Annotated in this window: 18 protein-coding genes, 1 tRNA gene and 2 pseudogenes; 19 read left to right on the forward strand and 2 right to left on the reverse strand. The window is 62.0% G+C overall.

Annotated elements, in window-relative coordinates:
- The 11 genes from X751_RS00835 to X751_RS135715 all read left to right on the forward strand — a co-directional run.
- The coding region (locus X751_RS00835; protein ID WP_023746374.1) for an Hsp20 family protein at window positions 1-319 on the forward strand (319 nt) is incomplete at its 5' end.
- A 73-nt stretch (window positions 320-392) separates the two neighbouring features.
- Complete coding sequence (locus X751_RS1000000167305) at window positions 393-860, forward strand: hypothetical protein (RefSeq protein ID WP_023731757.1); 468 nt, start codon at window positions 393-395, stop codon at window positions 858-860.
- A gap of 489 nt (window positions 861-1,349) precedes the next feature.
- Window positions 1,350-1,553, forward strand: coding sequence for a preprotein translocase subunit SecE (gene secE / locus X751_RS135755; protein ID WP_023667439.1), 204 nt, complete (start codon window positions 1,350-1,352; stop codon window positions 1,551-1,553).
- Window positions 1,554-1,580: 27 nt separating this feature from the next.
- Complete coding sequence (gene nusG / locus X751_RS135750) at window positions 1,581-2,108, forward strand: transcription termination/antitermination protein NusG (RefSeq protein WP_006333333.1); 528 nt, start codon at window positions 1,581-1,583, stop codon at window positions 2,106-2,108.
- 172 nt (window positions 2,109-2,280) lie between these two features.
- Window positions 2,281-2,709, forward strand: coding sequence for a 50S ribosomal protein L11 (gene rplK, locus X751_RS135745; protein ID WP_006333334.1), 429 nt, complete (start codon window positions 2,281-2,283; stop codon window positions 2,707-2,709).
- 4 nt (window positions 2,710-2,713) lie between these two features.
- Window positions 2,714-3,412 (forward strand): 50S ribosomal protein L1, encoded by a 699-nt coding sequence (gene rplA / locus X751_RS135740; RefSeq protein WP_023667438.1) that lies wholly within the window; start codon window positions 2,714-2,716, stop codon window positions 3,410-3,412.
- Window positions 3,413-3,786: 374 nt separating this feature from the next.
- Window positions 3,787-4,305, forward strand: coding sequence for a 50S ribosomal protein L10 (gene rplJ, locus X751_RS135735; RefSeq protein WP_023667437.1), 519 nt, complete (start codon window positions 3,787-3,789; stop codon window positions 4,303-4,305).
- Between the two features lie 54 nt (window positions 4,306-4,359).
- The gene (gene rplL / locus X751_RS135730; protein WP_023667436.1) at window positions 4,360-4,737 is read left to right on the forward strand and encodes a 50S ribosomal protein L7/L12; all 378 of its coding nucleotides are present in this window, start codon (window positions 4,360-4,362) and stop codon (window positions 4,735-4,737) included.
- 248 nt (window positions 4,738-4,985) lie between these two features.
- The gene (gene rpoB / locus X751_RS135725; RefSeq protein WP_023746375.1) at window positions 4,986-9,122 is read left to right on the forward strand and encodes a DNA-directed RNA polymerase subunit beta; all 4,137 of its coding nucleotides are present in this window, start codon (window positions 4,986-4,988) and stop codon (window positions 9,120-9,122) included.
- A 147-nt stretch (window positions 9,123-9,269) separates the two neighbouring features.
- A complete protein-coding gene (gene rpoC, locus X751_RS135720) occupies window positions 9,270-13,466 on the forward strand; it encodes a DNA-directed RNA polymerase subunit beta' (protein WP_023667434.1) in 4,197 nt (1,398 codons plus the stop codon).
- Window positions 13,467-13,544: 78 nt separating this feature from the next.
- Window positions 13,545-14,210, forward strand: a complete 666-nt coding sequence (locus X751_RS135715) for an O-methyltransferase (protein ID WP_023746376.1) — start codon at window positions 13,545-13,547, stop codon at window positions 14,208-14,210.
- A 46-nt stretch (window positions 14,211-14,256) separates the two neighbouring features.
- Here the strand turns inward: X751_RS135715 and X751_RS135710 are convergent, their stop codons facing one another.
- Together X751_RS135710 and X751_RS135705 are read right to left on the reverse strand one after the other, a co-directional pair.
- Complete coding sequence (locus tag X751_RS135710) at window positions 14,257-15,192, reverse strand: Gfo/Idh/MocA family oxidoreductase (RefSeq protein ID WP_023746377.1); 936 nt, start codon at window positions 15,190-15,192, stop codon at window positions 14,257-14,259.
- 105 nt (window positions 15,193-15,297) lie between these two features.
- Window positions 15,298-15,579, reverse strand: a complete 282-nt coding sequence (locus tag X751_RS135705; protein WP_023746378.1) for a hypothetical protein — start codon at window positions 15,577-15,579, stop codon at window positions 15,298-15,300.
- A 495-nt stretch (window positions 15,580-16,074) separates the two neighbouring features.
- Between X751_RS135705 and rpsL the strand changes: the two genes are divergently transcribed.
- From rpsL to X751_RS135670, 8 genes and pseudogenes are all read left to right on the forward strand, one after another.
- Window positions 16,075-16,446 (forward strand): 30S ribosomal protein S12, encoded by a 372-nt coding sequence (gene rpsL / locus X751_RS135700; protein ID WP_006333356.1) that lies wholly within the window; start codon window positions 16,075-16,077, stop codon window positions 16,444-16,446.
- Between the two features lie 76 nt (window positions 16,447-16,522).
- A complete protein-coding gene (gene rpsG, locus X751_RS135695) occupies window positions 16,523-16,993 on the forward strand; it encodes a 30S ribosomal protein S7 (protein WP_008875664.1) in 471 nt (156 codons plus the stop codon).
- Window positions 16,994-17,023: 30 nt separating this feature from the next.
- Entirely contained in the window at window positions 17,024-19,114 is a 2,091-nt protein-coding gene (gene fusA, locus X751_RS135690; protein ID WP_023667430.1) for an elongation factor G, read from the forward strand.
- Between the two features lie 65 nt (window positions 19,115-19,179).
- A pseudogene (locus tag X751_RS01000000164520) lies at window positions 19,180-20,060 on the forward strand (GTP-binding protein).
- Window positions 20,061-20,208: 148 nt separating this feature from the next.
- Window positions 20,209-21,843: a hypothetical protein gene (locus tag X751_RS135685; protein WP_023746379.1), complete on the forward strand. Its 1,635-nt coding sequence runs from the start codon at window positions 20,209-20,211 to the stop codon at window positions 21,841-21,843.
- Window positions 21,844-22,111: 268 nt separating this feature from the next.
- Window positions 22,112-22,594 (forward strand): group II truncated hemoglobin, encoded by a 483-nt coding sequence (locus X751_RS135680; RefSeq protein WP_023667442.1) that lies wholly within the window; start codon window positions 22,112-22,114, stop codon window positions 22,592-22,594.
- A gap of 160 nt (window positions 22,595-22,754) precedes the next feature.
- Window positions 22,755-22,830, forward strand: a tRNA-Trp gene (locus X751_RS135675).
- 429 nt (window positions 22,831-23,259) lie between these two features.
- Window positions 23,260-23,477 (forward strand): annotated as a pseudogene (locus tag X751_RS135670) (heat-shock protein); the annotation flags it as partial.

The raw sequence follows: 23,477 nt of genomic DNA on the forward strand, positions 1-23,477 counted from the left end.
CGCGGGCTTCAGCCAGGATGAGGTTGAGCTGACCCAGCATGGACCCGAACTGGTCGTGGCAGGCCAGAAGGCTGATGACCAGAGCGGACGCCAGCTGCTGCACCAGGGCATCGCCTACCGCAGTTTCAGGCAGACGTTCAAGCTTGCCGACCACATGAAGATCAAGGCAGCAAACCTTGAGAACGGTCTCCTGACCATCGACATCGTCCGTGAGATTCCCGAAGAGCTGAAGCCGCGCCGCATTAGCATCGGGGCCGGCGACGCCCAGGTGGGCAAGCAGATCGCCCAGGATACGGAACGCACCCGCAAAGCGGCCTGATCGTATCGATTCAGTTATCCCGGCGGTCCGCCTCCCGGCTTCGGCCGGGAGGCCCAGATTGCGGAGAATGGAGATGGACAACTTCTACGAGACACCGACACTTTCTGCGGCACGCTCGGGCAAAATTGAAACTTCTTTGTGCCTGCTCGACAATCCAGACAACGTCATCAACCATCCACGCCTCAGCAGTGGAGAAAAGCGGGCACTGCTTTCCTCGTGGGCGTCCGATGCCTGCGCGGTGGAAAACCAGCCTGCCTTGCGCCGCCTGGACAACGGCACGGTAATCCCTGTCGACCAGATTCTGAGTGCGTTGAAGGCTCTGGATGAGAAACCCACGCTGGGGAAAGAGACTTCAGGCCGGGTGCTGCCTTGGCGACCCTCCTCGCGCCGCAGCGTTCTCAAGGCTTGGCGGCGTCGGGGCCGTTCTTTCGGCCCCGACGATGACGACGACCCGCCCCCGTGCCCGGCAGTGATCGCGCCGCGCCCACGCCCACCATGCGGAATCGGCGCAGTGGCCGGGGTCGAACTCGCCTGTGCCTAACTAACCCTGGGTTGATCCAGCTGCCTCGGCATGGGCAGCTGGATTCCAATCTTGCGTGCGCTTCATTTGGTTTCCAAAACAGCAGGTCGCAGGTTCGTCCGCAACGCCATTTCCTCGAACTTGTAATCGCGTGCCTGATTTCCGGATCCACCTCCTGGAATTGGGGTCCGGCATTGAAAAAGGGCAGGTGGCTTGCCATATTGGGCGAACTGAGGCATAAGGCCTCGATAGCCGGGACGGGACGACTGGATGGTTCCGAGGCGGCGTTTGGTCATAAAGCGGACACTTGCCACTTGCGTGGATCAAGAATCGGTTTTATGTAGACACAACAGACACGCGACGCGTGGAGCTGGGAAGCCGGCTTTACGCGTCCGATTTGCATGGGCGAAATGGCGCTGATTCGGCGTCGACTTGAACCCAGGCGGCACGTCCCGGCCAGCGGGATCATCCAGGAGACCCGGCCAACGGGTCTTGAAGACAGAGCGGCATATGGCTTCGAAAACCACAAATCCTTTCGTCTTTCTCCAGCAGGTCCGCGCGGAAACTGCCAAGGTGACTTGGCCGTCGCGCCGGGAGACGATGATCTCGACGGTGATGGTGCTCGTATTCGCGGTCATCGCGATGATCTTTTTCTTCACCGCCGACGTGGCCATGGGCTACGCGATCGAGCGGTTACTGAGCCTCGGCCATTAAGTCCGGCGATTACGGAGAAGTCTTGAAATGACCGCGCGCTGGTACATCGTCCACGCCTATTCGAACTTCGAAAAGAAGGTCGCCGAGGACATTGAGAACAAGGCCAAGCAGAAGGGCCTGTCCGCCGATATCGAGCAGATCGTGGTGCCGACCGAGAAGGTCGTCGAAATCCGCCGCGGCCGCAAGGTCGATGCCGAGCGCAAGTTCTTTCCGGGCTATGTGCTGCTCAAGGCCAATCTGACCGATGCGGTGTTCTCGCTGGTCAAGAACACGCCGAAGGTCACCGGCTTCCTCGGTGACTCCAAGCCGGTGCCGATCACCGAAGCCGAGGCGCAGCGCATCCTGAACCAGGTTCAGGAAGGCGTCGAGCGGCCGAAGCCCTCGGTCACTTTCGAGATCGGCGAGGCGATCCGCGTTTCGGATGGTCCGTTCGCCTCGTTCAACGGTTTCGTCCAGGAAGTGGACGAGGAGCGGGCGCGGCTCAAGGTGGAAGTTTCGATCTTCGGGCGCGCCGTGCCGGTCGATCTGGAATTCGGACAGGTCGAAAAGGGCTGATCCGAAAACCCTGCGCCGGTTCGCCGGCAAGGGGAGGCGGCGCGGAAAGCGCGCGGCCATGAACGGGTGGGAGGCGAATGCGGCTTTAGCCGGCCGCGCGGACCGCACCACCAGACTGCAACCGCCGGTGTTCCCGATACTGGGGCCGGCATGAGATAAAGGCAGGAAAGAGATGGCTAAGAAAATTGCAGGCCAGCTCAAGCTCCAGGTCAAAGCGGGATCGGCTACGCCGTCTCCGCCGATCGGCCCGGCACTTGGTCAGCGCGGCATCAACATCATGGAATTCTGCAAGGCGTTCAACGCGCAGACCCAGGAAATGGAAAAGGGATCGCCGATCCCGGTCGTCATCACCTATTACCAGGACAAGTCCTTCACCTTCGTCATGAAGACGCCGCCGGTGAGCTACTTCCTGAAAAAGGCGGCGAACTTGACTTCGGGTTCGAAAGAGCCGGGCAAGATCAAGGCCGGCACGATCGGTCGCGACAAGGTGCGCGCCATCGCCGAACAGAAGATGAAGGATCTGAACGCAAACGACGTCGAGGCGGCCATGCGCATGGTCGAGGGCTCCGCCCGCTCGATGGGTCTGGAAGTGGTGGGCTGAGATCATGGCAAAGATTGCAAAGCGTGTATCGAAGTCCCGCGACGGCATCGACCCCAACAAGGCCTATGCCCTTGGTGAGGCGCTGAAGCTGCTCAAGGACCGTTCGACGGTGAAGTTCGACGAGACCATCGAAGTTGCGATGAACCTCGGCGTCGACCCGCGCCATGCCGACCAGATGGTCCGCGGCGTGGTCAACCTGCCGAACGGCACCGGCCGCTCTGTCCGCGTCGCCGTGTTCGCACGTGGCGGCAAGGCCGATGAGGCTCGCGCCGCCGGCGCCGACATCGTCGGTGCCGAGGATCTGGTCGACATCGTCCAGAAGGGCACGATCGACTTCGATCGCTGCATCGCCACGCCGGACATGATGCCGCTGGTCGGCCGTCTGGGCAAGGTGCTCGGCCCGCGCGGCATGATGCCGAACCCGAAGGTCGGCACCGTCACCACCGACGTCGCCGCCGCCGTCAAGGCATCGAAGGGCGGCGCTGTCGAGTTCCGCGTCGAGAAGGCCGGCATCGTTCATGCCGGCGTCGGCAAGGTCTCGTTCGACGTCAAGGCGCTGGAAGAAAACGTCCGCGCCTTCGCCGATGCCGTGACCAAGGCAAAGCCGGCTGGCGCCAAGGGCAACTACGTCAAGAAGGTGTCGGTCACCTCGACGATGGGCCCGGGCCTCAAGCTCGACGTCTCGACGCTCGCAGCGTCTTGATACGAACATCTGGATCGGCTGCCAAGGCGTTGATCCGCAAGTGAATTCCGGGCCTCCGACTTGTCGGCGGCCCGGTACCGGAAGCCGAGAGGCTTCCGGACATCCTGTCCGAGATTGCAGGCGGCCCAGAAGCCTTAATCGAATTGGGCCTGCATGAGACGGGTGAAAACCGGACAACGGAGCGACAAGCTCCAATGAAAGGTTCGAACCGTGTTTGCCTTTTGTCTGCGCATCTCCGGCTTGCCGTCGATGTGGCGAAAGGGGGCAGGATCCTCGAGCGTCGTTCGGGAGATCTGTAATGGATGGCCCGGCCGGCAAAAAGGCAACCCGACGCCTGTCCCACTAGCGGGGCAGGGGTCAACTGGAGATAGGCAGTGGACAGAGCGGAAAAACGCGAACTCGTCACGGGCCTGAATGGTGCTTTTGCAGGCGCTGGTTCAGTCGTCGTGGCCCACTACGCCGGTATCACCGTCGCGCAAATGAACGACCTTCGGTCGAAAATGCGCGCTGCCGGTGGCACCGTCAAAGTCGCGAAGAACCGTCTCGCCAAAATCGCTCTTCAGGGCACGGACTCCGCATCGATCATCGACCTGTTCAAGGGACAGACGCTGATCGCTTATTCGGAGGATCCGATTGCGGCGCCGAAGGTCGCGTCCGATTTCGCCAAGGGAAATGACAAGTTGGTCATTCTCGGCGGCGCAATGGGCACCACCTCGCTCAACGCCGACGGTGTGAAGGCACTCGCCACACTTCCGTCGCTCGATGAGCTGCGCGCCAGGCTGGTTGGCATGATCGCCACGCCGGCAACCCGGATCGCCCAGATCGTCAATGCGCCAGCGGCTTCGGTCGCGCGCGTCATCGGCGCTTACGCCCGGAAGGACGAGGCGGCATGAGGCCGTTCCTCGCTATCACAAACACACGTTCGAACCTGATGAAGGAATACAACAATGGCTGATCTGGCAAAGATCGTAGACGACCTTTCGAAGCTGACCGTCCTCGAGGCGGCCGAGCTGTCGAAGCTTCTGGAAGAAAAGTGGGGCGTTTCGGCTGCTGCTCCGGTGGCGGTTGCCGCTGCCGGCGGCGCTGCCGCTGCTGCTGCTCCGGCTGAGGAAAAGACGGAATTCGACGTCGTCCTCACCGAGGCAGGCGCTCAGAAGATCAACGTCATCAAGGAAGTCCGCGCCATCACCGGCCTGGGCCTCAAGGAAGCCAAGGATCTGGTCGAAGCAGCTCCGAAGCCGGTCAAGGAAGCCGTTTCCAAGGCTGACGCTGAGAAGTTCAAGGCCCAGCTGGAAGCAGCCGGCGCCAAGGTCGACCTGAAGTAAGCGTAAAAGCGGCGGGCGGCCTCGCGCCGTCCGCCACTCCCTTCATCAGAGGGGAGGATGCGTAGCGCGAGATGTACGAGAACCTCTTTCCTGAGGGCCGAAACCGGCCTTCAGGAAACGGGTTTTCTCCCGTTTTAGCCGTCGCCGCCAGGCGGCGGGAAACAGATCAGGGGCCGCCGCCGAGGTGGCCGCGCATGCAAGGTGAGCCGCGGCGAGGCTCGCCCCGAGTTTATAGCTAAGGAGCGACGATGGCCCAGACCCAGACTTTCAATGGCCGCAGACGCGTACGCAAGTTCTTCGGAAAGATTCCGGAAGTTGCGGAGATGCCGAACCTGATCGAGGTTCAAAAAGCATCCTATGACCAGTTCCTGATGGTGGCGGAGCCCAAGGGTGGGCGTCCGGACGAGGGACTGCAGGCCGTTTTCAAGTCGGTTTTCCCGATCTCCGATTTCTCCGGCTCCTCGATGCTGGAGTTCGTGAAGTACGAGTTCGAAGGACCGAAATTCGACGTTGACGAATGCCGTCAGCGCGACCTGACCTATGCCGCGCCACTCAAGGTGACGCTGCGCCTCATCGTGTTCGATATCGACGAGGATACCGGCGCAAAGTCGATCAAGGACATCAAGGAGCAGGACGTCTATATGGGCGACATGCCGCTCATGACGCTCAACGGCACCTTCATCGTCAATGGCACGGAGCGCGTCATCGTCTCGCAGATGCACCGTTCGCCGGGCGTCTTCTTCGACCATGACAAGGGCAAGTCGCACTCCTCGGGCAAGCTTTTGTTTGCGGCGCGCGTCATTCCCTATCGCGGTTCGTGGCTCGACATCGAGTTCGATTCCAAGGACGTCGTGCATGCCCGCATCGACCGCCGCCGCAAGATTCCGGTGACGTCGCTCTTGATGGCGCTCGGCATGGACGGCGAAGAGATCCTGTCGACCTTCTACAACAAGATCACCTACAAGCGCGCCGGCGACCACTGGCGCATCCCGTTCAACGTCGAGCGTTTCCGCGGCCTCAAGGCCGTTGGCGACCTCGTCGATGCCGACACAGGCGAAGTTGTCGTCGAGGCCGGCAAGAAGATCACCGCCCGCCAGGCAAGGGCGCTTGGCGAAAAGGGTCTGAAGGCGATCAAGGCGACCGACGAGGATCTGCTCGGCAATTACCTGGCCGAGGACATCGTCAACTACGGCACCGGCGAGATTTTCCTCGAAGCCGGCGACGAGATCGATGAAAAGACGCTGAAGGTGCTGCTCGGCACGGGCGAAAGCGAGATCAAGGTTCTCGACATCGACCACGTCAATGTCGGCGCCTACATCCGCAATACGCTCAACGTCGACAAGAACGAGAGCCGCCAGGACGCACTGTTCGACATCTACCGTGTCATGCGCCCGGGCGAGCCGCCGACGCTTGAAACCGCCGAAGCCATGTTCAACTCGCTGTTCTTCGACTCGGAGCGCTACGACCTGTCGGCCGTCGGCCGCGTCAAGATGAACATGCGCCTCGAGCTCAAGGCTGAGGATACCGTGCGCGTGCTGCGCAAGGACGACATCCTGGCCGTGGTCAAGACGCTGGTCGAGCTGCGCGACGGCAAGGGCGAGATCGACGACATCGACAATCTCGGCAACCGCCGCGTGCGTTCTGTCGGCGAGCTGATGGAGAACCAATACCGCGTCGGCCTGCTGCGCATGGAGCGCGCGATCAAGGAACGTATGTCCTCGATCGAGATCGACACGGTGATGCCGCAGGACCTGATCAACGCCAAGCCGGCGGCTGCCGCCGTACGCGAGTTCTTCGGTTCCTCGCAGCTGTCGCAGTTCATGGATCAGACCAACCCGCTGTCGGAGATCACCCACAAGCGCCGCCTGTCGGCACTTGGACCGGGCGGTCTGACCCGCGAGCGCGCCGGCTTCGAAGTGCGGGACGTGCACCCGACGCATTACGGCCGCATCTGCCCGATCGAGACGCCGGAAGGCCCGAACATCGGTCTGATCAACTCGCTGGCGACCTTCGCGCGCGTCAACAAGTACGGCTTCATCGAAAGCCCGTACCGCAAGATCGTCAACGGCAAGCTGACCAATGAGGTCGTCTATCTCTCCGCTATGGAAGAGTCCAAGCACCACGTCGCGCAGGCCAATGCCGAGCTCGACAAGAATGGTGGTTTCGTCGACGAATTCGTCATTTGCCGCAGCGCCGGCGAAGTGATGATGGCGCCGCGCGAAAACGTCGATCTGATGGACGTGTCGCCCAAGCAGATGGTGTCCGTGGCCGCGGCGCTGATCCCGTTCCTCGAGAACGACGACGCCAACCGCGCGCTGATGGGCTCCAACATGCAGCGTCAGGCCGTGCCGCTGGTGCGCGCCGAAGCGCCGTTCGTAGGCACCGGTATGGAGCCGATCGTTGCCCGTGACTCGGGCGCCGCCATCGGCGCCCGCCGCGGCGGCATCGTCGACCAGGTGGACGCGACGCGTATCGTCATCCGCGCCACGGAAGATCTCGATCCCGGCAAGTCGGGCGTCGACATCTACCGGCTGATGAAGTTCCAGCGTTCGAACCAGAACACCTGCATCAACCAGCGTCCGCTGGTGCGCATGGGCGACCGCGTCAACAAGGGCGACATCATCGCCGACGGTCCGTCGACCGAGCTCGGCGATCTGGCGCTCGGCCGCAACGTGCTGGTCGCGTTCATGCCGTGGAACGGCTACAACTACGAGGACTCGATCCTGCTCTCCGAGCGCATCGTGGCCGACGACGTCTTCACCTCGATCCACATCGAGGAATTCGAGGTCATGGCCCGCGACACCAAGCTTGGACCGGAGGAAATCACACGCGACATTCCGAACGTTTCGGAAGAAGCGCTGAAGAACCTCGACGAAGCCGGCATCGTCTATATCGGCGCGGAAGTGCAGCCGGGCGACATCCTGGTCGGCAAGATCACGCCGAAGGGCGAAAGCCCGATGACGCCGGAAGAAAAGCTCCTGCGCGCCATCTTCGGTGAAAAGGCGTCCGACGTTCGCGACACCTCGATGCGCATGCCTCCGGGCACCTTCGGCACAGTCGTCGAAGTGCGCGTGTTCAACCGCCACGGCGTCGAGAAGGACGAGCGCGCCATGGCGATCGAACGCGAGGAGATCGAACGCCTCGCCAAGGACCGCGACGACGAGCAGGCGATCCTCGACCGCAACGTCTATTCGCGCCTTTCCGACGTTCTCGTCGGCAAGGAAGCGATTGCCGGGCCGAAGGGCTTCAAGAAGGGCTCGAAGCTGTCGAAGGACACGCTGGACGAGTATCCGCGTTCGCAGTGGTGGCAGTTTGCGGTGGAGAACGAAAAGCTCCAGAGCGAACTGGAAGCCCTGCGTGGCCAGTACGACGATTCCAAGAAGGCGCTCGAGCAGCGCTTCATGGACAAGGTCGAGAAGGTCCAGCGCGGCGACGAAATGCCTCCGGGCGTCATGAAGATGGTCAAGGTCTTCGTGGCCGTGAAGCGCAAGATGCAGCCGGGCGACAAGATGGCCGGACGTCACGGCAACAAGGGTGTCGTGTCGCGCATCGTTCCGGTCGAGGACATGCCTTTCCTCGAGGACGGCACGCATGCCGATATCGTGCTCAACCCGCTGGGTGTGCCGAGCCGCATGAATGTCGGCCAGATCCTGGAAACGCATCTGGGCTGGGCATGCGCGGGCATGGGCAAGAAGATCGGCGAGCTGATCGACGCGTACAAGACGGTTGGAGACATCAAGCCGTTGCGCAAGACGCTCGAGAGCTTCATCCCAGCCAACGACCGCAACGAGCCGGTCCGCGAATATGACGACGAGAGCATCGTTCGCCTCAGCGAGCAGATGCGCCGCGGCGTCTCTATCGCGACACCGGTGTTCGACGGCGCGCATGAAGTCGACATCAACATCATGCTGGAGCAGGCGGGCCTGCACACCAGCGGTCAGTCGCAGCTCTATGACGGACGCACCGGCGAGCCGTTCGATCGCAAGGTGACGATGGGCTATATCTATATGCTCAAGCTTCACCACCTGGTGGACGACAAGATCCACGCGCGTTCGATCGGTCCGTACTCGCTCGTTACCCAGCAGCCGCTGGGCGGCAAGGCGCAGTTCGGTGGCCAGCGCTTCGGCGAAATGGAGGTCTGGGCGCTGGAAGCCTATGGCGCCGCCTACACGCTGCAGGAAATGCTGACGGTGAAGTCGGACGATGTCGCCGGCCGCACCAAGGTCTACGAGGCGATCGTGCGCGGCGACGACACGTTCGAGGCCGGCATTCCCGAGAGCTTCAACGTGCTCGTCAAGGAAATGCGGTCTCTCGGCCTCAATGTCGAGCTGGAGAATACCAAGCTCGACGACAACCCTGTCCGGCTGCCAGATGCTGCCGAATAGGGGCGCGGCCGAGTAAGCAAGACATCCGGTCGCGGAACGCCGCGACCGGATGCGACAAATTCTACGGCCAGTGGGCCGACCACTCAGCGGGCATTTGGCCCGCGTTAGATGCAAGGGGTTTTCGAGGACCCCGAAAAGGAGAACGGCATGAACCAAGAGGTCATGAATCTCTTCAATCCGCAGGCGCCGGCGCAGGTGTTCGATTCCATCCGGATATCGCTCGCCAGCCCTGAGAAGATTCTGTCCTGGTCGTTCGGCGAGATCAAGAAGCCGGAGACCATCAACTACCGCACCTTCAAGCCGGAGCGTGACGGTCTGTTCTGCGCGCGCATTTTTGGCCCGATCAAGGACTATGAATGCCTGTGCGGCAAGTACAAGCGCATGAAGTACAAGGGCGTCATCTGCGAAAAGTGCGGCGTCGAAGTCACGCTGTCGCGCGTTCGCCGCGAGCGCATGGGCCACATCGAGCTGGCGGCACCTGTCGCTCACATCTGGTTCCTGAAGTCGCTGCCGTCGCGCATCGGCACGCTGCTCGACATGACCCTGAAGGACATCGAGCGCGTCCTCTACTTCGAGAACTACATCGTCACCGAGCCTGGCCTAACCGCGCTGAAGGAGCACCAGCTGCTCAGCGAGGAAGAGTACATGATCGCCGTCGACGAGTATGGCGAGGATTCGTTCACCGCCATGATCGGCGCCGAGGCCATTCATGACCTTCTGGCCGGCATGGACCTGGAGAAGATCGCCGGCGACCTGCGTTCGGAACTGGCTTCGACCACGTCCGAGCTGAAGCAGAAGAAGTATCTGAAGCGACTCAAGGTCGTCGAGAACTTCATGGAGTCCGGCAACCGTCCGGAATGGATGATCATGAAGGTGGTTCCGGTGATCCCGCCGGACCTGCGCCCGCTGGTTCCTCTGGATGGTGGACGTTTCGCGACGTCCGACCTGAACGATCTCTATCGCCGCGTCATCAACCGCAACAACCGTCTGAAGCGGCTGATCGAGCTGCGCGCCCCCGGCATCATCGTGCGCAATGAAAAGCGCATGCTGCAGGAAGCCGTCGATGCGCTGTTCGACAACGGCCGTCGCGGCCGCGTCATCACCGGCGCCAACAAGCGTCCGCTGAAGTCGCTGTCCGACATGTTGAAGGGCAAGCAGGGCCGGTTCCGCCAGAACCTGCTCGGCAAGCGCGTCGACTATTCGGGCCGTTCGGTCATCGTCACCGGTCCGGAGCTCAAGCTGCACCAATGCGGCCTGCCGAAGAAGATGGCGCTCGAACTGTTCAAGCCGTTCATCTACGCCCGCCTCGACGCCAAGGGGTTCTCCTCGACCGTCAAGCAGGCCAAGAAGCTGGTCGAGAAGGAGCGTCCGGAAGTCTGGGATATCCTCGACGAGGTCATCCGCGAGCATCCGGTGCTGTTGAACCGTGCACCGACGCTGCACCGCCTCGGCATCCAGGCGTTCGAGCCGATCCTGATCGAAGGCAAGGCGATCCAGCTGCATCCGCTGGTCTGCACGGCCTTCAACGCCGACTTCGACGGCGACCAGATGGCCGTTCACGTGCCGCTCTCGTTGGAAGCGCAGCTTGAAGCCCGCGTGCTGATGATGTCGACCAACAACATCCTGCACCCGGCTTCCGGCGCGCCGATCATCGTGCCTTCGCAGGACATGGTCCTGGGTCTCTACTATCTCTCGATCGTCAATCAGAACGAGCCGGGCGAAGGCATGGTGTTTGCCGACATGGGCGAACTCCAGCACGCGCTCGAGACCAAGGCGGTGACGCTGCACTCCAAGATCAAGGGTCGTTTCCGCACGGTCGACGCCGAAGGCAAGGTCGTGTCGAAAATCTACGACACCACGCCTGGCCGCATGATCATCGGCGAGCTGCTGCCGAAGAACGTCAATGTGCCTTACGAGACGGCCAACCAGGAGATGACCAAGAAGAACATCTCCAAGATGATCGACACCGTCTACCGCCACTGCGGTCAGAAGGAGACGGTCATTTTCTGCGACCGCATCATGGCCCTCGGCTTCAGCCACGCCTGCCGCGCCGGCATTTCGTTCGGCAAGGACGACATGCTGATCCCGGACGCCAAGATCAAGCTGGTTTCCGACACCGAGGCTTTGGCCAAGGAATACGAGCAGCAGTACAATGACGGCCTGATCACGCAGGGCGAGAAGTACAACAAGGTCGTCGACGCCTGGGCCAAGTGCTCGGAAAAGGTCGCCGACGAGATGATGGCCCGCATCAAGGCCGTCGAGTTCGAGGACAGTGGCCGTCAAAAGCCGATGAACTCGATCTACATGATGTCGCATTCGGGTGCGCGTGGTTCGCCCACCCAGATGCGTCAGCTCGCCGGCATGCGCGGCCTGATGGCAAAGCCCTCGGGTGAAATCATCGAGACGCCGATCATCTCGAACTTCAAGGAAGGCCTGACCGTGCTCGAGTACTTCAACTCGACCCACGGCGCCCGCAAGGGTCTGGCCGACACCGCCTTGAAGACGGCGAACTCGGGCTACCTCACCCGTCGTCTGGTCGACGTGGCGCAGGACTGCATCGTCAACTCCGTGGATTGCGGCACCGACAAGGGCCTCACCATGCAGCCGATCGTCGATGCCGGTCAGGTCGTCGCTTCGGTCGGCCAGCGCGTGCTGGGCCGCACCTCGCTCGACGACATCACGCATCCGGTTTCGGGTGAGGTTCTGGTCAAGGCCGGAACGCTGATGGACGAACGTGACGTGGAAAAGATCGAAAAGGCCGGCGTGCAGTCGGTCCGCATTCGCTCGGCACTGACCTGCGAGGTCAGGATCGGCGTCTGTGCGGTCTGCTACGGACGCGATCTTGCCCGCGGCACCCCGGTCAACCAGGGCGAAGCCGTCGGCGTTATCGCGGCGCAGTCGATCGGCGAGCCGGGGACCCAGCTCACCATGCGTACCTTCCACATGGGCGGTACGGCGCAGGTGGTGGACAGCTCGTTCCTTGAAGCCTCGTATGAGGGCAAGGTCGAGATCCGCAACCGCAACGTGGTGCGCAACTCGGACGGCCAGCAGATGGTCATGGGCCGCAACATGGCGGTGCTGATCCTCGACGAAGCCGGCAAGGAGCGTGCCTCGCATCGCCTTACCTATGGCTCGCGCATCTTCGTGGACGATGGCGACAAGGTGAAGCGCGGCCAGCGTATCGCCGAATGGGATCCCTATACCCGCCCCGTCCTCACCGAAATCGAGGGCAAGGTGTCGTACGAGGATCTGGTCGACGGCATTTCCGTTCAGGAAACGGCCGACGAATCGACCGGCATCACCAAGCGCGAGGTTATCGACTGGCGCTCGACGCCACGCGGCAACGACCTCAAGCCGGCGATCGCCATCCTTGACCCGAAGGGCAAGGTCGGCAAGCTGTCGAAGGGCGGCGACGCCCGCTTCCTGCTCTCGGTCGAGGCCATTCTTTCGGTCGAGCCGGGTTCGCAGGTTCGTCCCGGCGACGTTTTGGCGCGTATCCCGATGGAAAGCGCCAAGACCAAGGACATCACCGGCGGTCTGCCGCGTGTTGCCGAACTGTTCGAGGCACGTCGTCCGAAGGATCACGCCATCATCGCCGAGATCGATGGCACGATCCGCTTCGGCCGCGACTACAAGAACAAGCGCCGCATCATCATCGAGCCGCATGACTCGACGCTTGAGCCGGTCGAATACCTGATCCCGAAGGGCAAGCCGTTCCATCTCCAGGACGGCGACGTCATCGAGAAGGGCGACTACATCCTCGACGGCAATCCGGCGCCGCACGACATCCTGGCGATCAAGGGCGTGGAAGCACTTGCTTCCTACCTCGTGAACGAAATCCAGGAAGTCTACCGTCTGCAGGGCGTGTCGATCAATGACAAGCACATCGAGGTGATCGTTCGCCAGATGCTGCAGAAGGTCGAGATCACGGTGCAGGGCGACTCGACCTACATTCCGGGCGACCACGTCGACGTGATCGAACTGGAAGAGGTCAACGAGCGCCTGGTCGAGGACGGCAAGAAGCCGGCCGAAGGCCAGCCGGTGCTGCTGGGCATCACCAAGGCCTCGCTGCAGACGCCGTCCTTCATCTCGGCCGCCTCCTTCCAGGAGACGACCAGGGTGCTGACCGAAGCTGCGGTTGCCGGCAAGACCGACATGCTGCAGGGCCTGAAGGAAAACGTCATCGTCGGCCGGCTGATCCCGGCCGGTACCGGCGGCACGATGAGCCAGATCCGGCGCATCGCCACCTCGCGCGACGAACTGATCATCGACGAGCGCCGCAAGGCCTCCGGTGTCGAGGTCGCTGAGCCGATGCTGACCGACATGGTCAACGCCGCGCAGTAAGCGCGGTAGGACGAGAAGAAGGAAGGGGGCCCAGTGGCCCCTTTTCGCGTTTTGACCCCCAATCGAATCGAGGAAAACATGAGCAAGAAGGTTTGGACTGACGTCGACGACTACATCGTTTCCTCTCTCTTCGAGGCAGATCCCATCCTCGAAGCGGTGCTTGCGGCCAACCGCGACCAGGGCCTGCCGGCCATCGACGTATCGCCGGCGCAGGGCAAGCTGCTGTCGCTGCTGGTCCGCATCAGCGGCGCCAGGAAGGTGCTGGAGATCGGCACGCTTGGCGGCTACTCGACCATCTGGATGGCAAGGGGATTGCCCGTCGGCGGCAAGATCGTGACGCTCGAACTCGAGCCGCATCATGCAAAAGTCGCGCACTCGAATCTCGAGCGGGCAGGGGTGTCGGACAAGGTCGAGCTCAGGATCGGCCCCGCGCTTCAGTCGCTTGAGACGCTGGTTGCCGAAAATGCCGCTCCGTTCGATCTGATCTTCATCGACGCCGACAAGCCGAACAATCCGAATTATCTGTCATGGGCCATGCGCCTGTCGCGGCCGGGGACGGTCATCATCTGCGACAACGTCATCCGCGACGGCACCGTGCTCAACGACGATGGCCGTGACGCGTATGTCGAAGGCGCACGCGGTGCGTTTTCCTTCATCGGCGGCGACAAGCGCCTGGACGGCACCGCCATCCAGACCGTCGGCGCCAAAGGCTATGACGGGTTTGCGATTGCGATCGTCGAGTAAGGCTGCATGATGAGTGTCCGGACTGCGGTCCGGCAGAACTCATCGCTCAATCGAAGAACGCTTCCACCACATTGCGCTTGCCGAGCATGAAGGCGTCGGCCACGTGCTGCAGGGGTGCCAAATCGACATCGGAGACGCCGGCGGGTACGATTTCAGCGAAGCGCCGGTAAAGCTGGGGATATTCGGCTTCCGGCTCGTCGTGAACCACCTTGCCGTCGATGGCGAGCTTGGTGCCGCCGCCGGACAGCACCATCTTGCCCTTGTCGGTGTCGGCCAAGATGTCCCAGCTCTGTGGTCCCGTCTGCAGCCAGTCGAGCTCCATGGTCACCGGCAACCCATCCGAGGTACGGAAGGTCACGTGGGCCGCCACAGGCGAGGCGCGGTTTTCCGGGAAGTCGAGGACGGCCGAGATGATGAACATCGCCGGCAGGATGTGGGTTGCGATCGACAGTGCGTTTATGCCGGGATCGAAGACGCCGAAACCGCCCGGCGCCCAGATCCAATCCTGGTTCGGATGCCAGCGGCGGACATCTTCCTTCCAGGCGATGGCAGCCGAGTTGACCTTGGCCGACGCCAGGAAGGCGCGCGCGGCCTCCACTGCCGGCGCGTAGCGCGAATGCCAGCTGGCGAACAGTGAAACGCCATTGGCTGCCGCCAGCTGCTTCAGGTCCTCGACCTCACTGACGGTGGCGCCCGGCGGCTTCTCCAGGAAAACATGCTTCTTCGCAATCAGCGCCGTGCGTGCCGCGTCGTAGCGGAACTGCGGCGGCATGCACAGCGAGACGGCCTCGAGGTCGGGCACCGCGTCGAGCATCGCCTCAATGGTCGGAAAATTCGGGATGCCGTCCACCTTGCCGTGCCGGCTGGCAGCGGCGATGAGGCGGTAGTCCGCATCCTTGGCCACTGCCGGCAGATGCTGGTCGCGCACGATCTTGCCGACGCCGACGATGCCGAGCTTGATGGGACCATTGTTCGAGGGCATGGGAACTCCGCGGATTCGAATTTGGCTTGTTAAGTCGCTTGGTTCTTAGCAGAGAACCGGTGCCGGGCAAGCCGGCGCGGTACAGGCGCAAGCAGCCTGTGACGCTCAGAGCGGCACGTCAAACGTGACGATCGACACCTCACCTTCGAGGGCACCCTGAAAGGCTGACAGATGCGGCTCCTCGTCGGGTTCGCCGTCCATATCGCCGATCTGGTCGAGCTCGACTTCGGCATAGCCTTCGGCCGCAAGCGATTCGAGCACCCGGCGCACGGCCGAATCGTCGTCGGGCGCAACCAGCATCACATGGACGCCTTCCGGCTTGCCGCCCTTCTTTTTCCAGACGCGGCCGGTGATGATGGTGACCGGGCGTTCCTCATTGTCGTTCACGGGCTGATTCCTCTTGAGACGGGGGCGGGCGAGGGGTTTTGGGCTGTCCATGGCGCCTTTTGCCATGAAGAACCCGCGCATGACAGCCAAAAGCCGGTCACTTTCTTGTCTGCCCCGGTCACTTTCTTCCTCTGCCTTGCAAAATGAAGAAAGAAAATTACATGCGTTTTTCGCATGGCTGCCAAGCCGTCGTCAGCGCGCAATATTTGGCGTGCCGGGGTTGACGGTTCACGGTCTTGCGAGTAGAAGCCGCCCAGTCAGAACCGATGTGAGGCTCTCCCTTCCGAAGCGACACGCTTTGGAGTTTGCCTCAAACAGGGTTCGTTTTACGAGCGAAAAGACATTTCCGGCGCGCATGAAGCGGTTCCCGCTTCCTCTGCATTTTGTTCGGGCAGGACCGCGAGGCGCGGTTTATGGCCCGAATTTGCGTATGGAATTGGCGCTTTGAGCGGCCCTGACCGGGCGAGACACGGAATTGAGAGACAAGAGGGTTTAATGCCTACCGTCAACCAGCTGATCCGCAAGCCGCGCATTGCGCCGGTGAAGCGCAACAAGGTCCCGGCCATGCAGCAGAACCCGCAGAAGCGGGGCGTCTGCACGCGCGTCTATACAACGACGCCGAAGAAGCCGAACTCGGCACTGCGCAAGGTGGCCAAGATCCGCCTGACCAACGGCTTTGAAGTGATCGGCTACATCCCCGGCGAAGGCCACAACCTTCAGGAACACTCCGTGGTCATGATCCGCGGCGGCCGCGTCAAGGATCTTCCGGGCGTGCGCTACCACATCATCCGCGGCGTGCTCGACACGCAGGGCGTGAAGAACCGCAAGCAGCGCCGTTCGAAGTACGGCGCCAAACGTCCGAAGTAAGGGGCGTCCGAAGTAAGATTTTCCGGCCCTGGCGCTGCTTGAATGCGTCGGGCTACGAGATTGAGAGACAAAAGCCATGTCCCGTCGTCACAGTGCAGAAAAGCGTGAGATCAATCCGGACCCGAAGTTCGGCGATCTGATCGTTACCAAGTTCATGAACGCCGTCATGTATGACGGCAAGAAGTCGGTTGCCGAGACCATCGTCTACGGTGCGCTCGACCAGGTTCAGTCGAAGACTAAGCAGGAGCCGGTCACCGTCTTCCATCAGGCGCTCGACAATGTCGCGCCGCATGTGGAAGTCCGGTCGCGCCGCGTCGGCGGCGCAACCTACCAGGTTCCGGTCGATGTGCGCCCCGAGCGCCGCCAGGCCCTGGCGATCCGCTGGCTGATTGCAGCTGCGCGCAACCGCAACGAGACCACCATGGTCGACCGCCTCTCCGGCGAGCTGATGGACGCGGCTAACAACCGCGGCACCGCCGTGAAGAAGCGTGAAGACACCCACAAGATGGCAGAAGCCAACCGCGCTTTCGCGCACTACCGCTGGTAAAGCGCGAACGAGACTGAGAAGGCATCCACGATGGCCCGCGAATACAAAATCGAAGACTACCGCAATTTCGGTATCATGGCGCATATTGACGCCGGCAAGACGACGACCACCGAGCGCGTCCTCTATTACACGGGCAAGTCGCACAAGATCGGCGAAGTCCACGACGGCGCTGCCACCATGGATTGGATGGAGCAGGAGCAGGAACGCGGCATCACCATCACGTCCGCCGCCACCACGACCTTCTGGAAGGGTCGCAGCGGCAAGATGTACCGCTTCAACATCATCGACACTCCCGGACACGTCGACTTCACCATCGAGGTCGAGCGTTCGCTGCGCGTGCTCGACGGCGCCATTGCGCTGCTCGATGCCAATGCCGGTGTCGAGCCGCAGACCGAGACTGTCTGGCGCCAAGCCGACAAGTATAAAGTTCCGCGCATGATCTTCTGCAACAAGATGGACAAGATCGGCGCCGACTTCTACCGCTCGGTCGAGATGATCGGCTCGCGTCTTGGTGCGCATGCCGTCGTCATGCAACTGCCGATCGGCGCTGAGACCGAGTTCAAGGGTGTCGTCGATCTCGTCGAGATGAACGCGCTGGTCTGGCGCGACGAGACGCTGGGCGCTGCCTGGGACGTCGTTGAGATCCCTGCCGACCTTCAGGCCCGGGCCGAAGAATACCGCGAGAAGATGATCGAAGCCGCCGTCGAAATGGACGAGACGGCCCTCGAGAATTACCTCGAAGGCAAGATGCCGTCGAATGACGAGATCCGCGCGCTGATCCGCAAGGGCACCATCGCGGTCAAGTTCTACCCGATGTTCTGTGGCTCGGCCTTCAAGAACAAGGGCGTGCAGCCGCTGCTCGACGCCGTCGTCGAATACCTGCCGTCGCCGGCCGATGTTCCCGCCATCAAGGGCGTCGACGCCAAGACCGACGCCGAGATCGAGCGTCATGCCGACGACAACGAGCCGCTGTCGATGCTGGCCTTCAAGATCATGAACGACCCGTTCGTCGGCTCACTGACCTTTGCCCGCATCTATTCGGGCAAGCTGACCAAGGGCATCTCGGTCGACAACACCGTCAAGGGCAAGAAAGAGCGCATCGGCCGCATGCTGCAGATGCATGCGAATTCGCGCGCCGACGTCGAAGAAGCCTTTGCCGGCGACATCGTTGCTCTGGCCGGCCTCAAGGACACGACCACCGGCGATACGCTCAGCGATCCGCTGCACCCGGTCATCCTAGAGCGCATGGAATTCCCCGATCCGGTCATCCAGATCGCCATCGAGCCGAAGACCAAGAACGACCAGGAAAAGATGGGCCTCGCCCTTCACCGCCTGGCCGCCGAGGATCCGTCCTTCCGCGTCAAGACCGACGAGGAAAGCGGCCAGACCATCATTTCGGGCATGGGCGAACTTCACCTCGACATCATCGTCGACCGCATGCGCCGCGAGTTCAAGGTCGAGGCCAATGTCGGCGCGCCGCAGGTGGCTTACCGCGAGACCATCACCCGCAGGCACGAGCAGGACTACACCCACAAGAAGCAGACCGGCGGTACCGGTCAGTTCGCCCGCGTCAAGATCGTGTTCGAACCGAACCCGGAAAGCTCGGAGTTCGAGTTCGAGACCAAGATCGTCGGCGGTGCGGTTCCCAAGGAATACATCCCGGGTGTCGAAAAGGGCATCAACAGCGTCATGTCGTCGGGTCCGTTCGCGGGCTTCCCGATGATCGGCGTCAAGGCGACGCTTATCGACGGCGCTTACCATGATGTTGACTCCAGCGTCCTGGCCTTCGAAATCGCCGGCCGCGCCTGTTTCCGTGAAGCCGCACCCAAGCTTGGCGTGCAGCTGCTCGAGCCGATCATGAAGGTCGAAGTCGTGACGCCGGAAGACTATGTCGGCAGCGTCATCGGCGACCTGAACGGCCGTCGCGGCCAGATCCAGGGCCAGGAAGCGCGTGGCGTGGCTGTCGTCATCAACGCGATGGTGCCGCTGGCCAACATGTTCAAGTACGTCGACAACCTGCGCTCGATGAGCCAGGGCCGCGCGGCCTACACGATGCAGTTCGATCACTATGAGCCTGTGCCGACCGCGGTCGCCCAGGAAGTCCAGAAGAAATACGCGTAACCTGAACGGGTTGCATCGGTAACTTAATTCAAGGCCCGTACGGGCGAGCAGATTGGAGACATCACATGGCAAAAGGTAAATTCGAGCGTAACAAGCCTCATGTGAACATTGGCACGATTGGCCATGTCGATCATGGCAAGNCACGAAGTATTTTGGCGAGTACAAGCGCTACGACCAGATCGATGCGGCGCCCGAAGAGAAGGCCCGCGGCATCACCATTTCGACGGCGCACGTCGAATACGAGACGGCAGCGCGCCACTACGCCCATGTCGACTGCCCCGGCCACGCCGACTATGTGAAGAACATGATCACGGGCGCTGCGCAGATGGACGGCGCGATCCTGGTGGTGTCGGCCGCCGACGGCCCGATGCCGCAGACCCGCGAGCACATCCTGCTTGCCCGTCAGGTCGGCGTGCCGTCGATCGTGGTGTTCCTGAACAAGGTCGACCAGGTCGACGACGCCGAGCTGCTCGAACTGGTCGAGCTCGAGGTTCGCGAGCTTCTGTCGAAGAACGAGTTCCCCGGCGACGACATTCCGATCGTCAAGGGTTCGGCGCTGGCTGCTCTGGAAGANGGCGACAACATCGGCGCGCTGCTGCGCGGCGTTGATCGTGAAGGCGTCGAGCGCGGCCAGGTTCTGGCCAAGCCCGGTACGGTGAAGCCGCACAAGAAGTTCGTGGCCGAAGCCTACATCCTGACCAAGGACGAAGGTGGCCGTCACACGCCGTTCTTCACCAACTACCGTCCGCAGTTCTACTTCCGCACGACCGACGTGACCGGCATCGTGTCGCTGCCGGAAGGCACGGAAATGGTTATGCCCGGCGACAACATCACGGTCGATGTCGAGCTGATCGTGCCGATCGCCATGGAAGAGAAGCTGCGCTTCGCCATCCGTGAAGGCGGCCGCACCGTCGGTGCCGGCATCGTCGTCACCATCAAAGAGTAATCGAGCCCGACATCGCCGGATCGAAATGGATAGGGGCGGCCCTCGGGCCGCCCTTTTTCGTTGGCCAGATGTGCCTGTTTTGGGGTCCCAATCTCTGTTGCAAGTCTGTGAGCCTCTACAGTATAGATTACATTGAGGGCTTGGTCGGATGGTTCCACAGCACCGTTTGCATAGTCGGTCATGGTGGGCACTGGGGCTGATCTGCCTGGTGTCGATGTTTGCCGTGGGCAGTGCCGCCTTCGCGGCCGAGACAAAAAATTCAGAGCCGGATCCGGATCCGCCGATGCGGTTCGTCGTCGTGCGCAGCGACGCGGCGGGCTGTGAGCCGACCTGTCCGGAATGGATATCGGCCGAGGGTGCGATATCGGCCAAGTCGCCGGCGCTGCTCAAGGCTGCCCTGAAAACGCTCGGCGGCCGCAAATTGCCGATCGTCATCAACTCTCCCGGCGGCGATGTCGATGCAGCCATCGCCATGGGCCGGATGATACGCAAGAACAAGCTCGACATCGCGGTCGGCAGGACCTGGTTCGTCGGCTGCGAGCCAGGGGTGAAAAACTGCAAGGAGAACGACGCCAGAGGCGCGCACTATATCGGCAGCCCCTATGTGCTCGGCAGCTATTGCGCATCCGCTTGTCCAATGATGCTGGCCGGCGGCACCAGGCGCCTGGTCGGGCCGCTGGCCTATCTCGGCGTCCACCAGATCACGACCACGATCGTGCAGATGAACGTGCAATATCAGGTCCGCTACCGGATCGTGAAAGGCAAGAAGCGGGTCATCAGCAAGAAGGTCGTCAGCCGCAAGAACACCGGCAGCTACAAGACCTACGAGATGAGCAAGGGGGTGGAGCGCAAGCTGTCCGCCTATTTCAAGGAGATGGGTGTCGACCTCAGCATCATCGAGACGATGAAGAGCACGCCGGCCAGCGACATCCAGCAGATCGACCTCAGCGACATGCTGACAATGAAGCTGGTCACCAGCGACGACGCTGCAGATTTGCTGACCAGCGCAAGCCTGTGCAGGCTGAACCTTCCGGCTCCGAATTGCCGGGAAATACCGGCGAACAAGCCAGCCGGCGGCCTGCCGGACGTGGCAAAGGCTGCGCCGCTGCCGGTGAAGCCGGAGAGCGCGCCACACGATGACGGCATGCGCTTTGTCGTGGTTCGCGGCAGCAACCCGCTCTGCAATCCCGACTGCCCGGAATGGATTGCAGCGCAAGGCGCGATTACGCCCCAGACGCCGCAGAAACTCAGCCAATTGCTCGCCACGCTTGGCAACCGGCGGCTGCCGGTGGTGATCAGCTCGCGAGGCGGCGACCTCTCCGGCGCCCTGGCGGCGGGCCGGCTTATCCATGAAAGGAAGCTCGACGTTGCCGTTGCCCGCACCGATTTCGTCGGCTGCGACCCGGCAGAGTGGAATTGCCTGGCCAGGGAAGGCGCCTATGCCGGGCTGAGCGTCGATGGCGACGGCGACTGCGATTCGGCCTGCGCGCTCATGCTGGCCGGTGGCGCCAGGCGGCTTGTCGGTACCCAGGCGCGGCTCAGCCTCTATCTGATGGGGCAGAAGCAGGCGGTCAAGTCCTACCTCGACGAGATGGCGATCAGCCCCGCTTTGTTCAGGGCGCTCCAGGGCAGTTCGGTCGAGCGCCAGCTCGAACCCGACATGATGCTGAAGGTTGGCCTGACGACCGGGCGCCAGTCGGTGGATGCGCTGACGGGTTCCAGCATCTGCAAGTCGGCGCCGAAACCTGAGAATTGCCGCGTGGTGCCGTCGTCCAATGGCTGATCGCGCCTATCGTCATGGAAGAGAAGCCTTGCTTCGCCTTCCGTGAAGGCGGCCGCACGCATCAATGTCGGGCTCGAGCTGACGCTCGACCGAGCCTATCGCGGCGAACAGAGCTGGGTCCTCAAAGTCGGGCTGACAACCGGGCCGGAGTCGGTGGAGGCGCCCGCCAAACTGTAGGCATCGCAGAAACTGGCCATCGAGCCAGGTTGAGCCATGCCCGATTTCTCCGCTATCGTCGTGGCAGGCGTCGCCCGGGGGAGGATCGAGAATGAGCCAGGATATCCCGACACTCTACGAATGGGCCGGCGGCATCGAAGCCCTCAACCGGCTGACGGAAACCTTTTACGACAAGGTGTCGCGCGACCCGGTGGTCGGCCCGGTGTTCAAACACATGTCGCCGGATCATCCCGCGCATGTCGCGGCCTTCATCGGCGAGGTTTTTGGCGGACCCAAGACCTACAGCGAACAGCATGGCGGCCATCGCGAGATGGTCATGCATCACTTGGGCAAGCATCTGACGGAGGAACAGCGCCGCCGCTGGATCAGCTTGCTTGCCGATGCCGCCGATGCGGTCGGGCTGCCGGACGATCCCGAATTCCGTTCCGCCTTCATGGGCTATGTCGAATGGGGGTCACGGCTTGCCAAGATGAATTCCACCCTCGGCGAGACCTGCGACCCGCAGACCGAACCGATGCCGGCCTGGGGCTGGGGCGTACCGGGCGGGCCGTACAAGCCGCCGGCCGGGGATTGAGCGCCGGCATGCGGCTTCAGGCAGGCGAAAAATCGAGATCGGCAGGGACGGGCTGGTCATCACCTATTCGGATTTCCGGCAAAGGATCTGAAAGCGCGTCAGACAACTCTTTACAGCGCGCCCGGAAGCTTTTAGGAAGCGCCTGCGCTGAAACGCGCGTACGGGCATAGCTCAGTTGGTAGAGCGGCGGTCTCCAAAACCGCAGGTCGTAGGTTCGAGCCCTGCTGCCCGTGCCATTTTCCTCGTTGGAATCCGGCATTTTAGAAACGCCTTGTTTTGGCTCCTCGTTTGGTTGGGCTGAAGCCGCGTACTCGACGAGCGACGTTCCGAAGGCATGCGCAGAGCGAGAGCGCTGACGCGCAATGCCGAAGTCGGCGTATTTCCACGAACCAATTTCCTTGATTCAACTGCCATTGGCGAGCCAATTGCCATTTGCGTTCACAATTCAGAATAGGCCTATTTTGCTGCCGCCAGCTGCTTTTCAGCGGCTGCGAATTATTGGAAGCGGGATGCTGGCCTGGCTACTGGAATTTTTTTGAACAGGGCTCTTGAACCGGTTTTCAGCCCTTCCTAATTCGTTTCCCGCCGAGGCCGATTGGCTTGGCAAAAGGCGGCGCTGCTGGGCGGCGCCCTTGTACCCATGTTGCTTCAAGGAGGATGTGGCTATGAGAACCTTTGACTCTCTCTATCGCAGCACCGTCGGTTTTGACCGTCTTTTCGACATGCCCGACAATGGTACGCGGCCCGACTGGCCACCCTATAACATCGAGAAGGTCGACGAGAACGATTACCGTATCTCGATGGCCATCGCGGGCTTCAGCCAGGATGAGGTTGAGCTGACCCAGCATGGACCCGAACTGGTCGTGGCAGGCCAGAAGGCTGA

This window comes from Mesorhizobium sp. LNJC394B00 (genome assembly GCF_000502555.1).
Classification (GTDB): domain Bacteria; phylum Pseudomonadota; class Alphaproteobacteria; order Rhizobiales; family Rhizobiaceae; genus Mesorhizobium.

Coding starts and splice junctions, on each gene's coding strand:
- X751_RS1000000167305 (WP_023731757.1), top strand. CDS start 393: ATGGACAACTTCTACGAGACACCGACACTTTCTGCGGCACGCTCGGGC.
- secE (WP_023667439.1), top strand. CDS start 1,350: ATGGCTTCGAAAACCACAAATCCTTTCGTCTTTCTCCAGCAGGTCCGC.
- nusG (WP_006333333.1), top strand. CDS start 1,581: ATGACCGCGCGCTGGTACATCGTCCACGCCTATTCGAACTTCGAAAAG.
- rplK (WP_006333334.1), top strand. CDS start 2,281: ATGGCTAAGAAAATTGCAGGCCAGCTCAAGCTCCAGGTCAAAGCGGGA.
- rplA (WP_023667438.1), top strand. CDS start 2,714: ATGGCAAAGATTGCAAAGCGTGTATCGAAGTCCCGCGACGGCATCGAC.
- rplL (WP_023667436.1), top strand. CDS start 4,360: ATGGCTGATCTGGCAAAGATCGTAGACGACCTTTCGAAGCTGACCGTC.
- rpoB (WP_023746375.1), top strand. CDS start 4,986: ATGGCCCAGACCCAGACTTTCAATGGCCGCAGACGCGTACGCAAGTTC.
- rpoC (WP_023667434.1), top strand. CDS start 9,270: ATGAACCAAGAGGTCATGAATCTCTTCAATCCGCAGGCGCCGGCGCAG.
- X751_RS135715 (WP_023746376.1), top strand. CDS start 13,545: ATGAGCAAGAAGGTTTGGACTGACGTCGACGACTACATCGTTTCCTCT.
- X751_RS135710 (WP_023746377.1), bottom strand. CDS start 15,192: ATGCCCTCGAACAATGGTCCCATCAAGCTCGGCATCGTCGGCGTCGGC.
- rpsL (WP_006333356.1), top strand. CDS start 16,075: ATGCCTACCGTCAACCAGCTGATCCGCAAGCCGCGCATTGCGCCGGTG.
- rpsG (WP_008875664.1), top strand. CDS start 16,523: ATGTCCCGTCGTCACAGTGCAGAAAAGCGTGAGATCAATCCGGACCCG.
- fusA (WP_023667430.1), top strand. CDS start 17,024: ATGGCCCGCGAATACAAAATCGAAGACTACCGCAATTTCGGTATCATG.
- X751_RS135685 (WP_023746379.1), top strand. CDS start 20,209: ATGGTTCCACAGCACCGTTTGCATAGTCGGTCATGGTGGGCACTGGGG.
- X751_RS135680 (WP_023667442.1), top strand. CDS start 22,112: ATGAGCCAGGATATCCCGACACTCTACGAATGGGCCGGCGGCATCGAA.